Source organism: Caballeronia sp. HLA56 (assembly GCF_054655155.1).
In genome coordinates, this window is record NZ_BAAHOB010000001.1 from 1,186,925 (window position 1) to 1,210,861 (window position 23,937).

10 protein-coding genes are annotated in these 23,937 nt (G+C 63.4%); 8 read left to right on the forward strand and 2 right to left on the reverse strand.

The window, feature by feature from the left end; translation table 11 throughout:
- Positions 1 to 79: 79 nt before the first annotated feature.
- The 8 genes from glgA to treY all read left to right on the forward strand — a co-directional run bounded on the left by glgA (position 80) and on the right by treY (position 20,729).
- Positions 80 to 1,711 (forward strand): glycogen synthase GlgA, encoded by a 1,632-nt coding sequence (glgA, locus tag ACYQ47_RS05490; protein WP_459904699.1) that lies wholly within the window; start codon positions 80 to 82, stop codon positions 1,709 to 1,711.
- A gap of 363 nt (positions 1,712 to 2,074) precedes the next feature.
- Entirely contained in the window at positions 2,075 to 5,467 is a 3,393-nt protein-coding gene (locus ACYQ47_RS05495) for a maltotransferase domain-containing protein (RefSeq protein WP_459904700.1), read from the forward strand.
- A 72-nt stretch (positions 5,468 to 5,539) separates the two neighbouring features.
- The gene (gene treS, locus ACYQ47_RS05500) at positions 5,540 to 8,941 is read left to right on the forward strand and encodes a maltose alpha-D-glucosyltransferase (protein ID WP_250493120.1); all 3,402 of its coding nucleotides are present in this window, start codon (positions 5,540 to 5,542) and stop codon (positions 8,939 to 8,941) included.
- Positions 8,934 to 11,171, forward strand: coding sequence for a 1,4-alpha-glucan branching protein GlgB (glgB, locus tag ACYQ47_RS05505; RefSeq protein ID WP_250466498.1), 2,238 nt, complete (start codon positions 8,934 to 8,936; stop codon positions 11,169 to 11,171). Before treS ends, glgB begins: the two co-directional genes overlap by 8 nt.
- Before the next feature lie 278 nt (positions 11,172 to 11,449).
- On the forward strand, positions 11,450 to 13,675 hold the full coding sequence (gene glgX, locus ACYQ47_RS05510) for a glycogen debranching protein GlgX (protein ID WP_244829148.1): 2,226 nt from the start codon (positions 11,450 to 11,452) through the stop codon (positions 13,673 to 13,675).
- Between the two features lie 69 nt (positions 13,676 to 13,744).
- Positions 13,745 to 15,613, forward strand: a complete 1,869-nt coding sequence (gene treZ, locus ACYQ47_RS05515) for a malto-oligosyltrehalose trehalohydrolase (protein WP_459904701.1) — start codon at positions 13,745 to 13,747, stop codon at positions 15,611 to 15,613.
- Positions 15,614 to 15,639: 26 nt separating this feature from the next.
- A complete protein-coding gene (malQ, locus tag ACYQ47_RS05520; protein WP_459904840.1) occupies positions 15,640 to 17,820 on the forward strand; it encodes a 4-alpha-glucanotransferase in 2,181 nt (726 codons plus the stop codon).
- On the forward strand, positions 17,817 to 20,729 hold the full coding sequence (gene treY / locus ACYQ47_RS05525) for a malto-oligosyltrehalose synthase (RefSeq protein WP_459904702.1): 2,913 nt from the start codon (positions 17,817 to 17,819) through the stop codon (positions 20,727 to 20,729). The genes malQ and treY overlap by 4 nt, the downstream gene beginning before the upstream one ends.
- Before the next feature lie 70 nt (positions 20,730 to 20,799).
- Here treY and ACYQ47_RS05530 read toward each other — a convergent pair whose 3' ends face one another.
- Positions 20,800 to 22,161, reverse strand: coding sequence for a hemolysin family protein (locus ACYQ47_RS05530; RefSeq protein WP_250509831.1), 1,362 nt, complete (start codon positions 22,159 to 22,161; stop codon positions 20,800 to 20,802).
- Between the two features lie 73 nt (positions 22,162 to 22,234).
- Entirely contained in the window at positions 22,235 to 23,356 is a 1,122-nt protein-coding gene (locus ACYQ47_RS05535) for a histidine kinase dimerization/phospho-acceptor domain-containing protein (protein ID WP_459904703.1), read from the reverse strand.
- Positions 23,357 to 23,937 lie beyond the last annotated feature (581 nt).

Sequence of the window (23,937 nt, forward strand, 5' to 3'; positions counted from 1 at the left end):
GAATGCGCGGCCCGGTATCCCGCTCTGGCATCGAAGAGCGCGAGGCCATCGCCACGCGACTTCCGCACTGGAGCCCACTTTGCCCTTGAACGTTCTGCTGGTCGCCTCCGAGGCCGTGCCACTCGCCAAAACCGGCGGTCTCGGCGACATGGTCAGCGCTTACGCCGCCGCGCTGCGTGAAGCCGGCGTCGATGCCACCATTCTCCTGCCCGCTTATCCAAACGCCATCGCCCAGGCGACCGATCTCGTCCGCGTCGCGGTGCTCACAGGCTTGCCTGGTGGCGACGCGACGCTCATACGTGGCCGCATGCCCGACACCGGCGTGCCGGTTTTGATGCTGCGCTGCGACGCGCTCTACGCCCGCACGGGTCTGTATCAGGACGCGCAAGGCCGCGATTATCCCGACAACGCCGTGCGCTTCGCGACGCTTTCGGCCGCCGCCGTGCGTATTGCGCAGGGTATCAAGGGCGTGAAAAAACCCGATATCGTCCATGCGCACGACTGGCACACCGGCCTCACGCCGCTCTTGATGAAAGATGCGGGCGTGCACGCGAAAAGCGTATTTACGATCCACAATCTGGCATTCCAGGGCAATTACGCGCTCTCGCTTGGTGCGTCGCTCGGCGTGCCGCAAAAGTGGCTGGCAAATGCGTTGACCGATCCGCAAAGCATCGAGTTCTATGGCGCGCTCAGTCTGATGAAAGCCGGCATCGTCCATAGCGACAAAGTGACGACCGTCAGCGAAACCTACGCGCGCGAAATTCTGACGCCGCGCTTCGGCCATCTGATGGAAGGCGTGCTGCAAAGCTGTAAGGACAAGCTGTCGGGCGTGGTGAACGGCATCGACGAAGAGACGTGGAATCCGGCTAGCGATCCCCTGATCGAGCGCAACTATTCCTTCGACGATATGCGCGGCAAGCACGCTTGCAAGCGGACCTTGCAGCGCATGTTCGGCCTGCCGGTCGATCCGTTCGCGCCGCTGATGGCAATCGGCAGCCGCATGACCGGTCAAAAGCTCGCCGATGTCGTGCTCGACGCACTGCCGCGTCTGCTCGAAAAGCATCCGCGTCTGCAACTCGCGGTGATCGGCAAGGGCGAATCGCACATCGAGAAAGGTTTCAGGCGGCTTGCGCAAGAGTTTCCGGATCGCGTGGGCGTGCGGATCGGCTATGACGAGCGGCGCGCGCATGCACTGCACGCGGGCGCGGACATTCTCCTGCATGGCAGCCGCTTCGAGCCTTGCGGCCTCACGCAACTCTACGCGATGCGCTATGGCACCCTGCCCGTCGCGTCGCGCGTGGGCGGTCTGGCGGATACCATCGTCGACGCCGCCGAAGCCGCCGTGCGCGAAACAGTCTATCTGCGCGACGGCACATACGACACGCCGATCGCCATCGAGGAAACGTCGGCGGCGCCGACGGGCTTCCTCTTCGAAGGCGAATCCGCGGAAGATGTCGTGCAGGCCGCGAGCCGCGCCATCGACGCCTACATGCGCCCGCAGACCTGGCGCGAACTTCAGCGCAACGCCATGTCGTGCGACTTCGGCTGGCGCGAAGCCGTGGCGAAGATGGTTGCACTCTATGTCGATCTCAGCGGCCTCAAGCCGAGCAAGACCGCCTTGCGTACCCGCCGTATTGCCGATGCCGCTTCGCAAGCCGTGCATCCGGCCATTCTCGAGACAGCCGAGCGCCTCGTCGCGCGCACTGCCTGAGCCCAAGCCTCGAAGCTATTGCACGGCAGCGTCGTCACGTCAGACGCAATGGCATTCGGGGCGCGGCACGCTACGTGCTCCACCCCCCCATGCGAAGCCCCGAAGGAAACTCTTGGGGGGCCGTGGCGCCCACCGGCGAGATGCACTCTCGCGCCGGTGCCTCGCGATACGCGACGCGGGCCAGTGTCGATACCGGCGGTACTGTGTTATCCATGTGTCGATACGTCTTGGCCCGTGACGCGTGCACAAACGACACGCCTCGTGATATATGGACCGACGCGTTGCCAGTTTGGCCCGTGAGCGTGATCGCGATTCAAAGCCCGCATCCCCGCCACCGCAGGACGACTCTGGAAAAGACGAACGATGGAAAACCATCAAGCTCATCATGCGTATGCGCCTCGTATCTACTTCATCGATCCCCTTCTCGTCGGCCCCTTGCCGAACTGGCCAGCTCAGTTCGAGCACGCAGCGGCGCTGGGCTTCGATCACGTCCTGATCGGCTCGCCGTTCGCGCCCGGAAGCAACGGGCATCGCGAGGCAGTTGCCGATCATCATCAACTTCACGCTGTTTTTGAATCCGACGCGAGCGCGGCGGACGGTCTGCGCCAGCTCGCCGATATCGCCACGAAGCACAAGCTGACCTTGCTCGTCGATATCGTGATCGACCGCGTCAGTGCCGAAGGCGGTCTTTATCAGGACAACAAGCATTGGTTCGAGCCGTTCGAGAGCGCGGATGCGCGGCTCGATCCGCGTCGCGCGCCCAGTCAGCGCGATGTCGCGCAGGCAAGGTTCGGCGATGGCGAGGCGGCGCATCATCTGACCGAGTGGTGGGCGAAGGAATTGTGTCTGCTCGCGGACGCGGGCGTTGGCGGCTTTCGCTTCGACTCGCCGCATGCGGTGCCCGCGCACGTGTGGCGGCGTCTGGGCGCGGCAGTGCGCGAGAAACATCCGCAAACCCGTTGGCTCGCATGGACGGTCGGCCTCACGCGTCACGATCTGCATGGACTGAGCGACGCCGGCTTCGACGCGGTCTTCGCCTCCACGCGCTGGTGGGACTATCGCAGCGCGTGGCTCACGGACGAACACGCGGCGCTCGCGCGCATTGCATCGCCGATCACGTTTCCGGAGGAGCCGTACGGCGCGCGTCTCATCAGCGAATTGAGCGATACCAGCGATACCGCGCTCGTCGAACGCGCCTATAACCGCTCGCTCTTTACCGCGACCGCGCTTGGCACCGGTCTGCTCGTGCCGATGGGCTTCGAATACGGTGTACCCTTGCCGATGTCGCCGCAATACGGCGTCGCGGCGGAATATCAGCGCGCGAAAAGCGAAGCGCGCTTCGACCTGTCGAGTCAGGTCAAGCGCGCGAACGCATTGCAGCGCGATACCGGCACGCTCGAAAGCGTCGGCGAATTGCGCGCGCTGACCGGCGCGGGCACGCCCTACGCCGCGTTGATTCGCTCCGACAGCGCGGACTTGCGCCGCAGCGATTCGGCGATTCTCGCGATCTTCAATCCCGATCTCGTCGCGCCGGTGCATGTCGAGACCTTGCATCTGCTCGAATCGGTGCCGGGCAATTACACGCGTTTCGCGCCGCTCGACGACGCCAAGGCGAAGCCCGAACGTCTCTTGCCGTTCACCCTGAAAGCGGGCGATGTACGCTTGTTCCGCGCCGAAGCCGAGCCGTTCATCCTGCTCGCGCAGCCGCAGGTCAAGCGAGGCGCGAAGAGCGCCGATAAAAAGTCGGTGGCCGAAGCGATCTCCGCGCCGCGGGTGTCTATCGAAAGCGTCACGCCTTCGGTCGATAACGGGCGCTTTCCGGCAAAGCATATCGTGGGCGAAGCCGTGCAGATTCAGGCCGCGATCTTCGCCGAAGGTCACGACAAGATCGCCGCCGCCGTGCAATGGCGTGCCGCCGACGAAACCGAATGGCACGAAGCGCCGATGACCGCCGTGCTCCCGCTTGGCAACGACTTGTGGACCACGCGCATTCCGCTCGAACGCGTGGGCCGTCACGAATTCGTCGTGATGGCATGGCGCGACGATTTCGCCTCGCTCACCGACCACATGTCGAAGAAGCTGAAGGCCGGGCAAACCGTCGAACTCGAACTAGAGGAAGTGCGGCATCTGTTCGCGCTGATCCTCGCCGAAGTGAAGACGGTCGAGGAGTCGGATAGCGCGCCGCTGGAGAAGATCGTCAAGGAATTCGCCAAGGCCGATGCCGCGCGCAAGCTCGAACTCGCGCTCGCGCCCGCAACCGCCAAGGCCATCGCGGCGGCGCGTCACCGGCCGTTTCTGTCGCGCGACCCGGTGGTGTATCGCATCGACTCGGAGCGCGCGGCGGCCCGCTTCGCAAGTTGGTACGAGATCTTCCCGCGTTCGATGAGCGACGACGTGAATCGTCACGGCACGTTCATCGACGTGATCGGCAAGATGCCGCGCATCCGCGAGATGGGTTTCGACGTGCTCTATTTTCCGCCGATTCATCCTATCGGCATTGCCAACCGCAAGGGCAAGAACAATTCGCTGACGGCCGAGCCGGGCGATGTCGGCAGCCCTTACGCTATCGGCGGCAAGGAAGGCGGACACACGGCGGTGCATCCGGAACTGGGCAATCTCGACGACTTCAAGCGCATGCTCGACGCCGCGCATGAACACGGCCTCGAGATCGCGCTCGACTTCGCCGTGCAATGCTCGCCGGATCACCCGTGGCTGAAGGAGCATCCGACGTGGTTCGCATGGCGTCCGGACGGCACGCTGCGTTATGCGGAGAATCCGCCTAAGAAGTATCAGGACATCGTGAATCCGGACTTTTATGCGCAGGACGCCAAGCCCAATCTTTGGCTTGGGCTGCGCGACGTGTTCCTGCACTGGATTGCGGCGGGCGTGCGCATTTTCCGGATCGATAACCCGCATACCAAGCCGTTCCCATTCTGGGAATGGGTGATCGGCGACGTGCGTGCGCGTCACCCCGACGTGATCTTCCTCGCCGAAGCCTTCACGCGTCCGCGCGTGATGAACCGTCTGGCGAAACTCGGCTTCTCGCAGTCGTACACGTACTTCACGTGGCGCGAGTCGAAGCGCGATTTCATCGAGTACATGCACGATCTCACGCAGACCGATGCAAAGGAATTTTTCCGGCCGAATTTTTTCGTCAACACGCCGGACATCAACCCACGCTTCTTGCAGAGCTCGGGACGTCCGGGCTTCGTGATCCGCGCGGCGCTGGCGGCAACGCTCTCCGGGCTCTGGGGCGTATATAGCGGCTTCGAACTGTGCGAGGCGGCCGCGCTGCCGAACAGCGAGGAATATCTCGACTCCGAGAAGTATCAGCTGCGCGCGTGGGACTGGAACCGGCCCGGCAATATCGTCACCGAAGTGACGGCGCTCAATCGCATCCGCCGCGCGAATCCAGCGTTGCAGACGCATCTCGGCGTGAACTTCCTGCCCGCGCATAACGACAAGATCCTGTTCTTCGAAAAGGCGAACGAGTCGCGCGACAACGTGGTGCTCGTCGCGATCAACCTCGATCCGTTCAACGAACAGGGCGCGGATATCGAACTGCCGTGGCAGACGCTCGAACGCTGGGGCGTCAACGAATGGGATGCGATCGCCGTGGAGGATCAAGTCACGGGCGATCGGTTCGAATGGCGCGGACGGCGCCAGCATGTGCGGCTCAATCCGCATTCGCTGCCGTTCGCGATCTGGCGCATTTCGCCGACCTGGGGACTGCCCAAGCCGCAACCGAACGAATAAAGATGCACTCATCCGGCGACCTACGAGACGCCGCGAACCAAAAACAAGGGCGGCAGCAAGCCCGCAAAGCGCATGGAGCAAACCGTGGATACAAGGGTGAAGCGCAACAAGACTTCGCAAGTCAGCGACGATCCGCTCTGGTACAAGGACGCGATCATTTATCAGGTTCACATCAAGTCGTTCTTCGATGCGAACAACGACGGCATCGGCGATTTTCCCGGCCTGCTCGCGAAGCTCGATTACATCGCGGAACTTGGCGTCGATGCGATCTGGCTGCTGCCGTTCTATCCGTCGCCACGCCGCGACGATGGCTATGACATCGCCGACTATCGCAACGTGCATCCGGACTACGGCACGCTCGGCGATGTCCGCCGCTTCATTCAGGAAGCGCACGCGCGCGGCATTCGCGTGATCACCGAACTCGTCATCAATCACACTTCGGACCAGCATCCGTGGTTTCAGCGCGCGCGTCGTGCGAAGCCGGGATCGAACCATCGCAACTACTACGTCTGGTCCGATACGGACAAGAAGTACGAAGAGACGCGCATCATCTTCATCGACTCGGAGCCGTCCAACTGGACGCACGATCCAGTCGCGGGTCAGTACTACTGGCACCGCTTCTATTCGCACCAGCCCGATCTTAACTTCGACAACCCGGCGGTCATCAAGGAAGTGCTGAGCGTGATGCGCTTCTGGTTGGACATGGGCATCGACGGGTTGCGGCTGGACGCGGTGCCGTATCTCGTCGAGCGCGAGGGCACCAACAACGAGAATCTGCCCGAGACGCATCAGATCCTGAAGAAGATTCGCGCGACCATCGACGCGGAGTACCCGAACCGCATGCTGCTCGCGGAAGCGAACCAGTGGCCGGAAGACGTGAAGGAATACTTCGGCGATGAAGACGAATGCCACATGGCGTTCCACTTCCCGTTGATGCCGCGCATTTACATGTCGATTGCGAGCGAAGACCGCTTCCCGATCACCGACATCATGCGGCAGACGCCGGACCTGGGCGTGACGAATCAGTGGGCGATCTTTCTGCGCAACCACGACGAACTCACGCTCGAAATGGTCACGGACTCCGAGCGCGACTACTTGTGGAACACGTATGCAAGCGACCGCCGCGCGCGTCTGAACCTCGGCATTCGACGCCGGCTCGCGCCGCTGATGGAGCGCGACCGCCGCCGTATCGAGCTGATCAATTCGCTGCTGTTGTCGATGCCGGGCACGCCCGTGATCTATTACGGCGACGAACTCGGCATGGGCGACAACATCCACCTCGGCGACCGCGATGGCGTGCGTACGCCGATGCAATGGTCGTCCGACCGCAACGGCGGGTTCTCGCGCGCCGACCCAGAACAACTCGTGCTGCCGCCGGTGATGGGTTCGCTGTATGGCTACGACGCGGTGAACGTGGAATCGCAAAGCCGCGATCCGCATTCGCTTTTGAACTGGACGCGCAAGATGCTGGCCGTGCGCCGCTCGAAGCACGCGTTCGGCCGCGGCACGATCCGCTTTCTGCGGCCGAATAATCGCAAGATCTTGGCGTATCTGCGCGAGCTCGAAGGCGAGCCGCCGATTCTCTGTGTGGCCAACCTGTCGCGCGCGCCGCAAGCGGTGGAACTCGATCTGTCGGAGTTCGCCGGCTCCGTGCCGCTGGAAATGACGGCGGATTCGCCGTTCCCGGCCATCGGTCAGTTGACGTATCTGCTGACTTTCCCGCCCTACGGCTTCCTGTGGTTCCAGCTTTGCCCGGGCAACATGCGTCCGGCCTGGTCGCAAGCGCCTTCGGAGCAACTGCCCGAATTCGTCACGATGGTGATTCGCGCCGGTCAAACCGGTCCGACGCCGGAAAACGTGCGTCTGCTCGAATCGGAAGTGCTGCCTTCGTATTTGAGCAAGCGCCGCTGGTTTGCGTCGAAGGATCAGAAGCTGCATGCGGTTCGTCTCGCCGCGCTCACGACTATCGAAGGCGCGGGCTTTGCGTTCACGGAAATCGAAGCCGATGTCGGCGATCACACCGAGCGCTACGTGCTGCCGCTTTCCATTGCGTGGGGCACGGAAACGACCTCGCCGCTTTATATGCAACTCGCGCTGGCGCGAGCGCGGCGGAATCGCGTGATCGGACATATCACCGATGCCTTCGCTGTGCCGAACTTCACCTACGGCATATTGCGCAAACTGAAGGAACGCGCGGTCGTGCCGACGGTGCAGAAAAGCGAGATCCGCTTCATTCCGACCGAACGGCTCGATGCACTCGACTTCAATCCGGTCGAGCCGCCGGAGATCCGCTGGCTCGCCGCCGAGCAGAGCAATAGCTCGCTCGTGATCGGCGACACGGTGGTGCTGAAGCTGGTGCGGCGCGTGGTTGGCGGCATTCACCCGGAAGCGGAGATGAGCCGTTATCTGACCAAGCTCGGCTACGCGAACACCGGCCCGCTGTATGGCGAAGTGGTGCGTGTCGATCCGCAAGGCGTGCCGCACACGCTCGTCATTCTGCAAGGCTTCATCGACAATCAGGGCGATGCGTGGAACTATGCGCTCGACTATCTGCGCCGCACGGTGGATGAACTCGCGGTCACGTTCGACTCCGAAGAGCACACGCCCGAGCGCGACGCGCAGGAGCAAGGCTTTATCGGCTACGGCAACATTGCGGGCATCATCGGCAAGCGGCTCGGCGAACTGCATGTGGCGCTTGCCTCGCCGACCGACGACGAAGCGTTCGCACCGCGCCGCGCCACGCCGGAAGACGTCCAGGGCTGGCTGAAAGGCACGTTGCAACTGCTGGAAACGGCGCTCGATATCCTCGCGCAGAAGATCGGCGATTTCAGCGAGCACGACCGCTTCCTCGCGCAGAGTCTGCTCGATCGCCGTGACATGCTGGTGGATGCAGTGAAGAAGCTCGTCTCGGACAATGCCGATGCGTTGTGCATCCGCATTCACGGTGACTTCCATCTGGGTCAGGTGCTGATGGCTCAGGGCGATGCGTATCTCATCGACTTCGAAGGCGAGCCCGCGCGTCCGCTCGAGGAACGCCGCAACAAGACGAGCCCGCTGCGCGATGTCGCCGGTCTCTTGCGCTCGCTTTCGTATGCGAGCGCCGCCGCGCAACCGACGACGGAAAATGCGCCCGCGCAAACCGCCGACCGCAAGCGCGCGCTGTTCGAGCGACTGCGCGCGTTCGCCGAGGAAAGCTTCTTGCGCGAGTACGTGGCAGCAATTGCGGAATCGCCCGAGCCGATCGCCGGCGAAAGCGTCTTCCCGGCCCTGCTCGATCTCTTCCTGATCGAAAAGGCCGCCTACGAAATCCGCTACGAAGCAGCGAACCGGCCGACCTGGATCGGCCTTCCGTTGCGGGGCCTCGCGTCGCTCGCGAGCCGCCTGCTTGGCGACACGGGCGTTCCGCCCGCGCCCGGCACGCGACCCGTGTTCAACGCCACCAAGGACAATCCGGATGGAACCCACCATGAATAATCGTAGCGATCCAGGAGCGGATACCCGAAACCCGGCGCACGGCCTCAGTCCGCTCGACATCGACGCCATCGTCGAGGCGCGCCATCCCGATTCGTTCTCGGTCCTCGGCATGCATCAGACCGACCTCGGGCATGTGGTGCGCGTGTTCCTGCCGAACGCGGCGGGCGCAAATGTCGTCGATGCCGCGAGCGGCGAAGTGCTCGGCCATCTCGCGCGCATTCACGATTCAGGTCTGTTCGCGGGCTTCGTGGAGCGGCCGGCGGCGTATCGTCTGCAAATCGACTGGCATGGCACGCCGCAGGAAACGCACGATACGTATTCCTTCGGCCCCGTTCTCTCCGAAGACTGGCTCAACCGCCTTTCGGCCGCCGACCCTTACGCGGTGCTCGAATGCATGGGCTCGCGTCCGGTCACGCATGGCGGCGTGGCGGGCGCGCGCTTCGCGGTCTGGGCGCCGAATGCACGGCGTGTCTCGGTGGTCGGCGACTTCAACACGTGGGACGGCCGCCGTCATCCAATGCGCCTGCGTCACAACGCGGGTGTGTGGGAACTGTTCGTGCCGGGCATCGGCGCGGGCACGCGCTACAAGTACGAGATCGTCACGCGCGACGGCCATACGCTGCCGCTGAAAGCTGACCCGTGCGCGATGCAGAGCGAGAAGCCGCCATCGACGGCATCGGTAGTGGCGGACGCGGATGCCATCGACCATTATGCATGGACCGACGCTGAATGGATGGAGACTCGCGGGAGCCGTCAGACGGCGCAATCGCCGATCACCATTTACGAAGCGCACGCCGAGTCGTGGCTGCGCGTGCCCGAAGATGCGAATCGCGGCATGAACTGGCACGAGCTTGCCGAGCGCCTGATTCCGTACGCGAAGGGCATGGGCTTCACGCACCTCGAATTCATGCCGATTGCCGAGCATCCGTTCGGCGGATCGTGGGGTTATCAGCCGCTTGGCCAGTTTGCGCCGTCCGCGCGCTTCGGCACGCCGGAGCAGTTCGCGGAGTTCGTGAATCGCGCGCACGAGGCGGGGCTGGGCGTGATCATCGACTGGGTGCCGGCGCATTTTCCGAACGACGCGCACGGCCTCGTGCAGTTCGACGGCACGCCGCTTTACGAGCACGCCGATCCGCGCGAGGGCTATCACCAAGACTGGAACACGATGATCTACAACCTCGGCCGCAACGAGGTGAGCGCGTTCCTGCTCGCGTCGGGGCTTGCGTGGTTGAAGCGCTATCACGTCGATGGCTTGCGGGTCGATGCCGTGGCGTCGATGCTGTATCGCGACTATTCGCGCAAGGCAGGCGAATGGGTGCCGAACATGTACGGCGGGCGCGAGAATCTCGAATCGATCCAGTTCTTGAAGCGTCTGAACCATGAAGTGCGGTATATCCCGAACACGCCGGGCGCGATCACGATCGCCGAGGAATCGACGGCCTGGCCGGGCGTGACGGCAAGCGTCGAGAGCGGCGGTCTCGGGTTCGACTTCAAGTGGAACATGGGCTGGATGCACGACTCCCTGCACTACATGGAGGAAGATCCGGTGTATCGGCAGTATCACCATCACCTCTATACGTTCGGGATGGTCTATGCGTACTCCGAGCGCTTCGTGCTGCCTCTTTCGCACGATGAAGTGGTGCATGGCAAGGGGTCGCTCATCGGCAAGATGCCGGGCGATCTCTGGCAGAAGTTCGCGAATTTGCGCGCTTACTTCGGCTTCATGTGGACGCATCCGGGCAAGAAGCTGCTGTTCATGGGCGGCGAGTTCGGGCAGTTTGCCGAGTTCAACCACGACGCGACGCCGCATTGGCACTTGCTCGACGATCCCTATCACGGCGGCGTGCAAAAACTCGTGCGCGATTTGAACCTGCTGTATGTCGGCGAAGCGGCGCTGCATAAGCTGGATTGCGATCCGCGCGGCTTCGAGTGGATCGTCGGCGACGACAGCGGCAATAGCGTGTTTGCCTATCGGCGGACGGATGCCGAAGGGCGCGAACTCGTGGTCGTCTGCAATATGACGCCCGTGCCGCGCCAGGGGTATCGCATCGGCTTGCCGCGTGGCGGGCGATGGAGCGAGGTGCTCAATTCCGACGCCGGGATTTATGGCGGGTCCAATATGGGCAATGGCGGGGTCATTCATGCGGATGATTACCCTTCGCACGGAAAGGAGCAGTCAGCCGCGTTGACGTTGCCACCTTTGGCTACCATTGTTTTGCGGGCCGATTGACGGTTCTTTCCGGGCGTTGCGGAAGGAGGCGCGCTGGTTTGTTCGTGTCTTCTTCCGCCTAGGCGTTTATGGGGCCTTGCTGGCGGTTTCTTTTTTCTTGAGCGTTCGGGAAAGTCGAGCCGCTGGCTTGCGTTTTTGTTCGGTAACCGTCTCCCCGGCGGCTACTGAGAACGCTGCAAGCTAACGGCTCAATTTCAACGACTCATCAGCACGGGCAAGAAACAACCCTTCAGAGAACCAGAACCCACCAGCCCGGCAAGGGCAAAAACCCCGACCAAATGGCAAACGCACTCCCCGAAAAACTTCTCCCCGGCGCATCCTACCCGCTGGGAGCAAACTGGGACGGCTTGGGCGTCAACTTCGCGGTGTTCTCATCGAATGCGCACCGCATCGAGGTGTGTCTCTTCGACAGCACGGGCCGCAAGGAACTGATGCGCTTCGATCTGCCCGAATGCACCGACGAAGTGTGGCACGGCTATCTGCCCGGCGCGCATCCGGGCACGGTGTACGGCTTTCGCGCTCATGGCCCCTATCAGCCGCAACATGGTCATCGCTTCAATCCGCACAAGCTGCTGCTCGATCCCTACGCGAAGAAACTCGTCGGCCCGTGGCGATGGTCCGACGCGCTCTTCGGCTATCGCGTGCATTCCAATCGCCTCGACATGTCGATGGATCGCCGCGACTCCGCTCCTGCAATGCCTAAATGCATCGTCACCGACGACGCCTTCGACTGGTCGCGCGACAATCGCCCGAACACGCCGTGGGGCGAAACCATCATCTATGAAACGCACGTGCGCGGCGCCTCGATGCTGCGCGACGATATCCGTCAGCACGAACGCGGTTCATTCGCCGCGCTCTCGTCGCCTTGGTTCATCGAGCATCTGCAAAAGCTCGGCATCACCGCCGTCGAATTCCTGCCCGTGCACGCGTTTCTCAACGACCGCTTTCTCGTCGAACGCGGTCTCAAGAACTACTGGGGCTACAACACGGCGGCGTTTTTCGCGCCCGAGCCTTCGTATCTTTCGACGCATCGGCTGAACGAGATGCGTATCGCCGTGCGGCAACTGCATGCGGCGGGCATCGAAGTGATTCTCGACGTGGTCTACAACCACACCTGCGAAGGCAGCGAACTGGGGCCCACGGTGTCATGGCGCGGGCTCGACAACGCAAGCTACTACCGTCTGATTCCCGGCGACGAGCGGCATTACATCAACGAAACCGGTTGCGGCAATACCGTGAACCTGTCGCATCCGCGTGTCCTGCAAATGGTCATGGACTCGCTGCGCTACTGGTGCACGGCGTTCAATATCGACGGCTTCCGTTTCGATCTCGGCGTGACGCTGGGCCGCGAAGGGCACGGTTTCGATCCCGGCTCGGGCTTCTTCGACGCCATTCGCCAGGACCCGATTCTCTCGACGCGCAAGCTCATTTCCGAGCCGTGGGACATTGGGCCGGACGGCTACCAGGTCGGCAATCATCCGCCCGGTTTCGCGGAGTGGAACGACAAGTACCGCGACGGCGTGCGGCGCTTCTGGCGCGGCGATTCGGGCATGCGCCCCGACCTCGCCGCGCGGCTCACCGGCTCGGCCGAGCTTTTCAACCGGCGCTTCCGGAAGCCGTGGGCATCGGTGAATTTCGTGGCATCGCACGATGGCTTCACGCTCGCCGACGTCACCGCTTATTCGGAAAAGCACAACGAGATGAATCAGGAGGGAAACCGCGACGGGCACAATGAAAACTGCAGCGCGAACTGGGGCGTGGAAGGCCCGAGCGACGATCCCGCGATCCGCACCGTTCGCAATCGCCTCGCGCGCTCGATGATCGCGACCACGCTTCTGTCGCTCGGCACGCCGATGCTGCTGGGCGGCGACGAATTCCTGCGCACGCAGAACGGCAACAACAACGCTTATTGCCAGGACAACGACATTTCCTGGACCGACTGGGCCGCGGCGCATAGTCCCGAAGGCCGCGAGATGACAGAGTTCGTCGCAAGCGTCGTCGCGCTGCGCAAAAAGTACCCGGTTCTGCGGGAAACGCGCTTTCTCTACGGCGACCGCGAAGTGCTGCCCGGTCTTTACGATGTGAGCTGGTTCGACGAACGCGGCGTCGCGCTCGCCATCGAGGCATGGCAGGACCCTGAGGGCCGCGCGCTGACCTTGCGCCGGGCGGGGCCGGGACTCGACGGCGAGATCGACGTGATCCTGCTCCTCATCAATGGCTCGGGGCAGAACCTCGTCTTCACGCCGCCTCCGCCTCACTTGGAATGGAACGTGCTCCTGGATAGCGCTGAGCCCGACGCCATCCAGCGGCCGCTCGTCGGCAGCGAACTGGAGGTCGCGGCGCACAGTATCGTCGTGCTGCTCGCGCAACCGACCGGCGACGCCGACTGGCAGGCGGTCTGGATGGCGGGCGCACATCAGGGTCCGCGTCTTCTGACCGCGCTGCCTCCCGATCCGGGCACCATTCCGGCAAATCGACCGCCGGGCATCGATTCGGCTCAATGAGGCGATTCACCACGGCTCGCGCGGCGCACAGAAAAGTGGCATATCCCGCAGTACACCAGGCTCGAAATCATGTCCGAACGTCCGATTGATCCGCACAAGCATCACCACGCGCATTGCCTTCCCTTCGGCGCGCATCTGACCGGCGCGGCGCGCGAAGTACCGCGCACGCGCTACCGTTTCTGGGCGCCGTCGCGCGACCGCGTGCAACTGGAGTTGCAGCGCGAAGGCGATGCCGCGCCCGCGCTCATCGACATGCAGCCGGCCGGTGACGGCTGGTTCGAAGTCGAAGCCGATGGCGGCGCGGGCACGCTGTATCGCTATCGTCTGGATGCCGATCTCGCGGTGCCCGACCCGGCATCGCGCTATCAGCCGGAAGACGTGAACGGCCCGAGCGCCGTGGTCGATCCGCGCGCGTATCGCTGGACCAATACCGACTGGCACGGCCGGCCGTGGGAAGACACCGTGCTGTATGAAGTGCACGTCGGCGCGATGGGCGGCTATGCGGGCGTTATCGCGCGTCTGGACGAGTTGGCGCAGCTCGGCGTCACGGCTATCGAACTCATGCCGCTGAACGACTTCTCCGGCACGCGCAACTGGGGTTACGACGGCGTGCTGCCCTACGCCCCGGATTCGGCCTACGGTCATCCCGATGAACTGAAGAAGCTCATCGACATTGCGCACGGTCTCGGCCTCATGGTGTTCCTCGACGTGGTCTATAACCACTTCGGCCCGGACGGCAACTATCTGCATGCATATGCGAAAACCTTCTTCCGCGAAGGCGTGGATACGCCCTGGGGTCCCGCGATCGATTTCGAGCGTCCGCAAGTGCGCGACTTCTTCTTCGATAACGCGCTGTACTGGCTCAACGAATATCGCTTCGATGGCTTGCGTCTGGACGCCGTGCACGCCATCAACGACGACGAATGGCTGCGCGAATTCGCGGACCGCGTGCGCAGTTCCGTGGAAACGGGCCGTCATGTTCACCTCGTGCTCGAGAACGAACACAACACGGCCAATCTGCTGGAGTCGCACTTCAACGCGCAATGGAACGACGACGCGCACAACACGCTGCACGTGCTTCTGACCGGCGAGGACGAGAGCTACTACGGCGCGTATGTCGACAAGCCCACGGATAAGCTCGCACGCGTCTTGAGCGAAGGCTTCGTGTATCAGGGCGATCCATCGCAGATTCACGACGGCAAGCCACGCGGCGAGAAGAGTTCGCATCTTCCGCCCACGGCGTTCGTGATGTTCCTGCAGAATCACGATCAGGTCGGCAACCGCGCGATGGGCGAACGCCTGCGCTCGCTCACCGACGACGCCTCGCTCTACGCGGCGACCGGACTTTTGCTGCTGTCGCCGCAGATTCCGCTTCTGTTCATGGAAGAGCAATACGGCTCGAAGCAGCCGTTCCTCTTCTTCACGGACTATCACGACGAACTCGCCGATGCCGTGCGCGAAGGACGCCGCAAGGAATTCGCGAAGTTCTCCGCATTCACCGACGAAAAGCGCCGCGCGCAGATTCCCGACCCGAACGACAAGCGCACGTTCGCGATGTCGTCGCCGAACGTCGAAGGCAAAGCGGACGAACTCGACCGCCTCGACTGGCTGCACTTCTACAAGTCGGCGCTGGCCGTGCGTGCGAAACTCATCGCGCCGCGTCTGAAGGGCTCGAAGTCGCTCGGCGCTCAAGTGCTCGGCGACAAGGCCGTGCTCGCAAGCTGGAAGCTCGGTGATGGCGAAACGCTCACCATCGCGCTCAATCTCGGGCAAGCGCCGGCCACGCTTGAAGAAGCGCCGAAGGGCAAGGTCATCTTCGAGACGCCGGCACGCGCGCAGGATGGCGCGAGCGCGGGCGAAATCGGCGGACGCAGCTTTATCGCGTGGCTCAGCGGCGATGTCAACGGCTTCGCCCATGCACAAGGAACCCGCACGTGAGCGCCACTGCAAGCACCACGGGCGAAATGTCGCCCATCGAAACGCTCGCCGCACGCGCGGGCTTCGAAGTCGAATGGCAGAACGCGCACAAGGCGATGCAGCGCGTGCCGGAAACGACGCTGCGCATTCTGCTCGAAAAGCTCGGCCTGCCGTGTGGCAACGCCTCGCAGATCAAGCAGAGCATGGCCGCCGTCGATGCCGAAATGAGCGGCCGCAAGTTGCCGCCGCTCATCACGGCGGAAGTGGATCGCGGCATTGCGTTGCCGGTGTCGGCGGCGAAGTCGGGCGTGCGCTATCGCATCGAACTGGAAAGCGGCGAGGTTATCGACGGGCGTTTTACCGCGCCTAAAGGCGAGACCGCATTGCTCTCGCCGATATCGGAGCCGGGCTATCACACGCTCGTCATCAACGACCATCGCACGACGCTGGCGGTAGCGCCCGCGCGCTGCTACACCATCGACGATGCGTGGCTCGCGCTCGACGACGCAACCGACCAAGCCGCCGCTGAAACCGCGCCGCCGCTTTGGGGCGTCGCCGCGCAAGTCTATGGTTTGCGCCGTCTGGGCGATGGCGGCGTCGGCGACTTCACGGCGCTGGCCACGCTCGCGACGCAGAGCGCGAAGCGCGGCGCTCATGCGCTCGCCATCAGTCCGATGCACGCCATGTTCAGCGCCGAGCCGAACAAGTTCAGTCCTTATTCGCCTTCGTCGCGGCTCTTTCTGAACATCGCGCACGTCGATCCCGCCGCCGTGTTCGGCGCGGCCGCCGCGCGCGCCGCGATCGAACAAGCCGGTGTGGCGGATGAATTCGCCGAACTCGAAGCGCTGCCGCTCATCGACTGGCCGCGCGCCATGAAAGCGCGCCTGGCCATTCTGCGCGCGCTCTTCGAGACGTTCTCGGCCGACAGCGCATCGCCTTTGGCGCAAGACTTCGCTTCGTTCGTCGAGGAAGGCGGGCGCGCGCTCGAAGATCATGCACGCTTCGAAGCGCTGCAGGCAGCGCAGCTTGCGGAAAACGGCGAAGGCCACTGGCGCAACTGGCCAGCCGAACTGCGCGATCCGCGCAGCGATGCGGTCGCCGCATTCGCCGAAGCCAATCGCCACGAAGTCCAGTTCTTTCTCTTCACGCAATGGCTTGCATCGAAAGGCCTGCTGCACGCGCAACACGCGGCGCGCGACGCGGGAATGGCGGTCGGACTCGTCGCGGACCTTGCCGTCGGATGCGACAGCGCGGGCAGTCATGCATGGTCGTATCGCGACGAAATGCTGACAGGCGTGTCGGTCGGCGCGCCGCCCGATCTCTTCAATCAGGCCGGGCAGTCGTGGGGACTCACCACCTTCTCGCCCCGCGCCATGCGCACGCAAGGCTTCTCGGCGTTCATCGACATGTTGCGTTGCGCGTTCGCGCGCGCGGGCGGCATTCGTATCGATCACATTCTCGGGCTGAGGCGGCTGTGGCTCGTGCCCGAAGGCGAAAGCGCGAAAGACGGCGCCTATCTGCGCTACCCGCTCGAAGACCTCTTGCGGCTGATTGCGCTGGAATCGTGGCGGCATCGCGCGATTGTCGTCGGCGAAGACCTCGGAACCGTGCCGCCGGGCTTCACCGAACGCTTGCAGGAGCACGGCTTGCTTGGCATACGAGTGCTGTGGTTCGAACGCGAAGTGGATGGCCCCGGCTTCAAGCCGCCGCGCGAGTGGGACAGCGGCGTGACCGCCACCACGACCACGCACGACCTGCCGACCGTCACCGGATGGTGGCGCGGCGAGGATATCGTGTGGCGCTCGAAGATCGGCCAGACGGCGGCGCGCGAAGACGGCCGTGATGCGGTGGAAGTAGCGCAGGAAGAGCGCGGCGCCGATCGTAGCTTACTATGGCGCGCTTTCCAGGAAGCGGGTATTGCTCCGTCCGATGTCGATGCGCCTCCGGTCGAGGAAGCGCCCGTGGATGAAGCGCTCGCTTTCGTGGCCGCGACGCCCGCGCCGCTCGTCACGTATCCGCTCGAAGATCTGCTTGGGCTTGCTGAACAGCCGAATCTGCCCGGCTCGATCGACGAGCATCCGAACTGGCGGCGCCGTCTTGCCGCGCCTGTCGAGGAACTGTTTCTCGACGACGCATTTTCCGAACGACTGCTCGCGGTGGATGCCGCGCGCAAGCGTTCGACGCAATCCGACAATGTTGATTCACCCAAACCAGCCGACTCACCATGACCGTTCCGCGTTCCACGCTCAGGCTCCAGCTTCATAAGGACTTCACTTTCGACGACGCCGCGGCGCAAGTGGATTATTTCGCTTCGCTCGGCGTCAGTCATGCGTATGCGTCGCCGATCACGACCGCGACGAGCGGCTCCACGCACGGCTACGACACCGTCGACTACACGAAGGTCAATCCGGAGCTGGGCGGCGAGGAAGCCCTGCGGCGCTTCGTCGAGAAGCTGCGCGCGCACGACATGGGACTGATCGTCGATGTCGTGCCGAATCACATGGGCGTGGGCGGTTCGGAAAACGCATGGTGGCAGGACATCCTCGAATGGGGACGTCACGCGGCGCATGCGCGCTTCTTCGACGTGGACTGGCATTCGCCCGATCCTGCATTGCGCGGCAAGGTGCTCGCGCCGTTTCTCGGTGCTTCCTATGGCGACGAGTTGCAGGGCGGCAAGATCAAGCTCGCGTATCGGCCGGATGAAGGACGCTTCGTGGTGGAGTACTACGCGCATGTGTTCCCGATCTGTCCGGTCGATTACCCGGTCGTGCTGCAAGAAGCGCCGGAACTCGCGCACCGTTTCTCCGGCTTGACGACGCAGCCTGCCGATCAGCCGCGCGCGGCCGAAGCGCGCAATGCGCTCGCGACCATTGCTCAAACGGAAGGCGGCAAGGCCGCGATCGAAGCGATTCTCGCCGCGCATTCGCCGGACACGCCGGTTGGACGCGAGCGGCTGCATCGTCTGCTCGAACGGCAGCATTATCGCCTCGCATGGTGGCGTACGGCCGCCGACGAAGTGAACTGGCGGCGTTTCTTCGACGTAAGCACGCTCGGCGGCGTGCGCGTCGAGCGGCCTGAAGTGTTCGAGGCATCGCACGCGCTCATCTTCAGGCTCTTTACCGAAGGGTTGATCGACGGCGTGCGGATCGATCACGTCGATGGTCTTGCCGAACCGCGCGAGTACTGCCAACGCCTGCGCGCGCGGCTCGAAGAGTTGTCCGCGCAACGGCCCGAGGCTTTACGGCATGGCAACGGCCATACGTATTTCGTCGTCGAAAAGATTCTCGCGCGCGGCGAACCGCTGCGCCGCGACTGGCAAGTGGATGGCACCACGGGCTACGACTTCATGAACGATGTCGGCGCGCTGCTGCACGACCCGGCAGGCGCCGAGCCGCTCGCCGCGTTGTGGGCCGATATCACCGGCCGAAGCGCGAGCTTCGCCGACGAAGCGCTCGCCGCGCGCCGCAAGATTCTCGCGGAAAACTTATCGGCGGAACTGGATCGCGTGACGCGCGCGCTGCATCGCATTGCACGCGACTCGCACAACACGCGCGACTTCACGTTCACGTCGATCCGTCGCGTGGTCGCGGAACTGGTGATTCAGTATCCGGTGTATCGCATCTATCCCGTTAGCAGCGTGCGCAGCGCCGAGGATGAGAAGTACTTCTCGCAAGCGCTGAATGCCGCGCGCGCATCGCTTTCGAGTGCGGATCATGTGGTGCTCGATCAGGTGGCGCAGTGGCTCGGCGGCAAGTTGCCCGACGAAGCGCCGGTCAGCACGCCACCGGCCGAGCGCGCGGAACGCCCGCGTGAGCGCGCCGCCGAACGTGGACGCGACCGGAACCAGAGTCAGGCGACGGCTGCGCAAAACGCGCAGCCGTCGAGCGGATCGCAGCGGCGTGCGGCGCAGACGCTGTTTTCGCAGCTCACATCGCCGGTTGCGGCAAAGGCGGTCGAAGACACGGCGTGTTATCGCTATGGAAGGCTCATCTCGCGTAACGAAGTGGGCGCGGACCCCGGCGAGTTTTCTTTGTCCGTCGAGGATTTCCACGCGGGCAACAAGGAACGCTTTGCCGCGTTCCCGCACGCCATGCTTTGCACCGCGACGCACGATCACAAGCGCGGCGAAGACGTGCGCGCGCGCATCGCGGCATTGAGCGAGATCCCGGAAGATTGGGCGACCACGCTCAAGCAATGGTCGACGCTGAACACGCCGTTGCGTCGTGGTGCCGATGCCGGCGACGACTGGGCGCCCGGCCCCGGCGCCGAAGCGATGCTGTACCAGACGCTCGTCGGATGCTGGCCGCTCACGCTCTCGCCGGATGACGAAGCGGGCGTCCAGGAGCTGGCCGAACGCGTCGCGCAATGGCAGTTGAAGGCGTTGCGCGAAGCCAAGTTGCGCACGAGCTGGTTCGCGCCGGACGAGGCGTATGAAAATGCCTGCCGCGACTTCCTTTTCGATATCGTCTCGCCGCAGCGGCGCAATGGCTTTTTGCAGGAGTTGTCGGCTTTCGTGGCGCGGCTCGGGCCGCTGGGCGTGATCGACAGTCTGCAGCAGACTCTGTTGCGATTGACATCGCCGGGCGTGCCGGACCTTTATCAAGGCACGGAGCTTTGGGACTTCAGTCTCGTGGACCCTGACAATCGCCGCCCGGTCGATTTCGAATTGCGTCGCAAGTGGCTTGCGGAAGTGGACCAGAAAGGTCCGCCTTCGGAGCAACTCGCCAACTGGCGCGATGGGCGCATCAAGTTGGCGGTGGTGCAGCGTGCGCTCGCGTTGCGCAAGCATTGCGAGTCGCTCTTTGCGCAAGGTGAGTATGTGCCGCTCGCCATCGAGGGCGAACATGCTGACCGCGTGATCGCTTACGCGCGCCATGCCGGTAGCGCTTACGCAATCGTGATCGCCACGCGGCTCGCCGCGCCATTGCTGCCTGCTGGCAGCAATGTGCCGCTCGTCAAGGCGGAAAGCTGGGGCGATACGGCGGTCATTCTTCCGGAAGCGTTGCGTTCCCGTGCGCTCTTCGACTGGCTGAGCCCGAATGCGCCGAAGGCGGACGGCGAAAAGCTGTTCCTGCGCGATGCGCTGGCTTCGATGCCCGTAGCCTTGCTCGTTGAAGAAGGCGTGCCTTGCGCATAATCAAGGCATGAGTTAGTGAGACTTGAGGCGGGCGCGCTTCTCACCACGCGCCCCGCCCTTGCCTGCGCTACTACTCGGCGTGCTCGACCTCTTCCTCGCGCGGATACACCCGCACCAGCACGATACGCGGCCCGTTCATCTTCTTGACGACGATGTCGAAGGCGTCGAACTCGACGCGCTGCCCTTCCTGCGGCAAGTCCCCGAGCGCATTGATGACGAGCCCGCCGACGGATTCCGCGCGGCCTTCGTCGATATCGATGCCAAGCGCGCGTTCCAATGAGACCACCGGCAAGCTGCCCTTGCCCATCAAAGTGCCGTCGTCCATGCGCGACCAGTCGGCGTCGCCCTGACGGAATTCGTCGTGAATCTGACCGACGAGTGCGCCCAGCAGATTGTCGAGCGTGATAAAGCCGATGGGCTTCGCGCCCTTGCGCCCCACGATGGCGAAATGCGGCGCGCCCTTGCGAAAGCGCCGGAACAGTTCCAGCGCCGACAGATTGGGCGCGACGTATTGCACGGGACGGACATGGCGCGCGAGCTTTTCGATCTTTTCGGCATCCTTCGAAAAGCTGAAGTTGAAGCCGCGCGCTTCGCCGTCGCCCGCGAGGAACAAATCCTTCAGATGGATCATGCCGAGCACGCGTTCGCCGGAAGCATCCGCGAACAACGGATAACGGCTGAAGCGATGCCGCGATATCACGGTCAAGTTATCGCGCATGGGCAAGTCGTTGCGCAGGCCGACGAGTTCGTGCGCGGGACGCATCAAGTCCGACACCGTCATGCGGCTGAAGTCGAGCGAATGCGCGATGGTGTTCCACTCGTCCGCGTTATACGAAGACGCCCCGCCAAGACGACGCCCGCGCAGAATGAGCTTGAGTTCGTCGGTGGAATAGTGGGCGTCGTGACCGTGTTCCGCCGACATGCCGAAAAGCCGCAACACGAGATTCGCGCTCGAGTTGAGCACCCAGATGAACGGGTACATGGCCCAGTAAAAGCCATAGAGCGGCGTGGCGAGCCACAGGCCGACTTGCTCGGGACGGCGAATGGCCCACGACTTGGGCGCGAGTTCGCCGACCACGATATGCAGAAACGAGATGACCGAGAACGCGAAGAAGAGCGACACGGACTCGACGAGCTTTTCCGACTGAACGCCGATGAGCGCAAACAGCGGATGCAGCAGCGAAGCGAACGCGGGTTCGCCTATCCACCCAAGCCCCAGCGACGCGAGCGTGATGCCCAGCTGACACGCGGACAAATAGGCGTCCAGCTGGCTATGCACCTTCGCGAGCAGACGCCCCGGCAGGCCGTTGGTCCGCGCGATGGCCTGCACGCGCGTCGCCCGTAACTTGACGAGCCCGAATTCCGCCCCGACGAAAAAACCATTCAGGGCAACGAGCAACAATGCGCCGACCAGCGCGACAACCTGAGCCAAAGCAACTCTCTTCGAAAGTGGAAAGCGTCAGTATATGGGCGACAGGCAAACGAAAGTCAATTTACGTCCTCAATTACATTCCCGCCACCGGAATACGCATGGTGGCCGTGACGGCTGCACCATTGACGATATCCGTGTGCTCGAACGCGCCGCCATGCGCCTCTGAAATGCGCTTGCAAAGCGCAAGGCCCCACGCAATGCGGCCGGCTTCGCGCGGCTCCAGCGCCTGTCTGCGCGCGAATGCCTCGAGTACATGCGCGGCCGATGCATCGGTCAATGCGGACGCCGCAACCGTGAAGCGCACGTCGGTGCGCCACGTGCTGCCTTCGATGTTGCTCGATACCTGCACCGTCGTGTCGCGCGCGCTTGCTTCGGTGGCGAATGCCGCCATGAGCCAGAGCGCGTTGGTGAGCCGATCGGCGTCGCCTTCCACTTGTTCTTCCACGAGCGGCGAGTCGAGCGTGATGCTCACGCCGCGTCGCTCGCCGATAGCCTCGCGTGCGAGCGCGACGCCACGCTCGAGAAGAGCGCGCGCGGCGGCAGGCGCGATGGCAAGCGCGACGGCCTTGGTTTCGGCACGCGTCGTATCGATCGACTGTTCGATCAGCTTGACCTGCTGTTCGACGCCCGAGCGAATGCCCGTGAGCGCGCGCTGGGCGGCGGGGTCGTTTGCATCGACCTTGCGCTCGAGCACATAGCCCCAGCTATGAATGGCGTTGAGCGGACCGCGCAAGTCGTGCGATACGACCGAGAGCACGTGATCGCGCATGAACAGCGCGGCTTCGGCTCGCAGATGCGCGATGCGCGCTGCGTTGTCGCTAGCACCCGTCGCGTTCGCGCAGGTCGAGACGATCAGCGTCACGGATTCGGCGACGGGCAGCGCAAGTATGTTGAAGACTCGCGTGGAATCGTCCTCCTCGATGCTGACCTGCGCGCGCCGGGCGCCGTTGCCCGCGAGCGCGGCATCGGCTGCAAGCGAAAGCGACGCGATCAACGGAGCGGGCAGCGGGAGATCGGCGAGTGCGCGTCCGCGCAGCGCAGTGGAATCGACATCGAAGAGATGGGAGAAGACGGCGTCGGCACTGAGGCAGCGTTGGGCCGCATCGAGCACCAGCAAGCCATCGTTTCCGCCGACGGCCGTATCGAAGGACTGAGTGTCTCCGGGCTCGACCGTACTGGAAAATGACGTGGTCACGGTTTTGGGTCCTTGCGTGGATCGGTGTTGAGGTTCTGTCGCGAGCGGCGTTCCGGTCACCAGGAGCGCGTCGCGCGAGGCCAAGCCTGCGGGTCTTCCGAGAGGCCATTATAGGTGAGCGCCTGCCGCACGAACGGCTCTGTTTGCTCACGAACTACGGGGCAATTCCAGCAATTGGCGTGCACGGACGTGCGAAGAAAACGAGGGCGTCATGCGTCCCGGATTCAACCATTGCGAAACCGCGCCGATATACAGTCAGTGCAATTCATATGGCCGATATCGCGGATAACCAACGCTCTCATCCGCTATACCCGCCATTTGCGAGAAGCAATTGAAACACGCGTGTCTTTTACTCGCTCTAAGCTGATTATCCGCGCCTGACAAGGATTCAGCAGGTTTTGCAGAGCGATGCACGAAATCGCGCTTGAAGATACGGAAATCGTTTGCGAAGAAGCGGAAATTTCATGCGTGCGTCGGCGAACATTCCAAGCTTACAACTGCCTATAGCATTTGTCAGGAGACTACGTATGGACGGCTGGTCGACCTTTATTGTCGGCCCTCGAACGCCGGCCGCGGCCACG

Coding starts and splice junctions, on each gene's coding strand:
- glgB (WP_250466498.1), top strand. CDS start 8,934: ATGAATAATCGTAGCGATCCAGGAGCGGATACCCGAAACCCGGCGCAC.
- treY (WP_459904702.1), top strand. CDS start 17,817: ATGACCGTTCCGCGTTCCACGCTCAGGCTCCAGCTTCATAAGGACTTC.
- treZ (WP_459904701.1), top strand. CDS start 13,745: ATGTCCGAACGTCCGATTGATCCGCACAAGCATCACCACGCGCATTGC.
- malQ (WP_459904840.1), top strand. CDS start 15,640: ATGTCGCCCATCGAAACGCTCGCCGCACGCGCGGGCTTCGAAGTCGAA.
- glgX (WP_244829148.1), top strand. CDS start 11,450: ATGGCAAACGCACTCCCCGAAAAACTTCTCCCCGGCGCATCCTACCCG.
- ACYQ47_RS05495 (WP_459904700.1), top strand. CDS start 2,075: ATGGAAAACCATCAAGCTCATCATGCGTATGCGCCTCGTATCTACTTC.
- treS (WP_250493120.1), top strand. CDS start 5,540: ATGGAGCAAACCGTGGATACAAGGGTGAAGCGCAACAAGACTTCGCAA.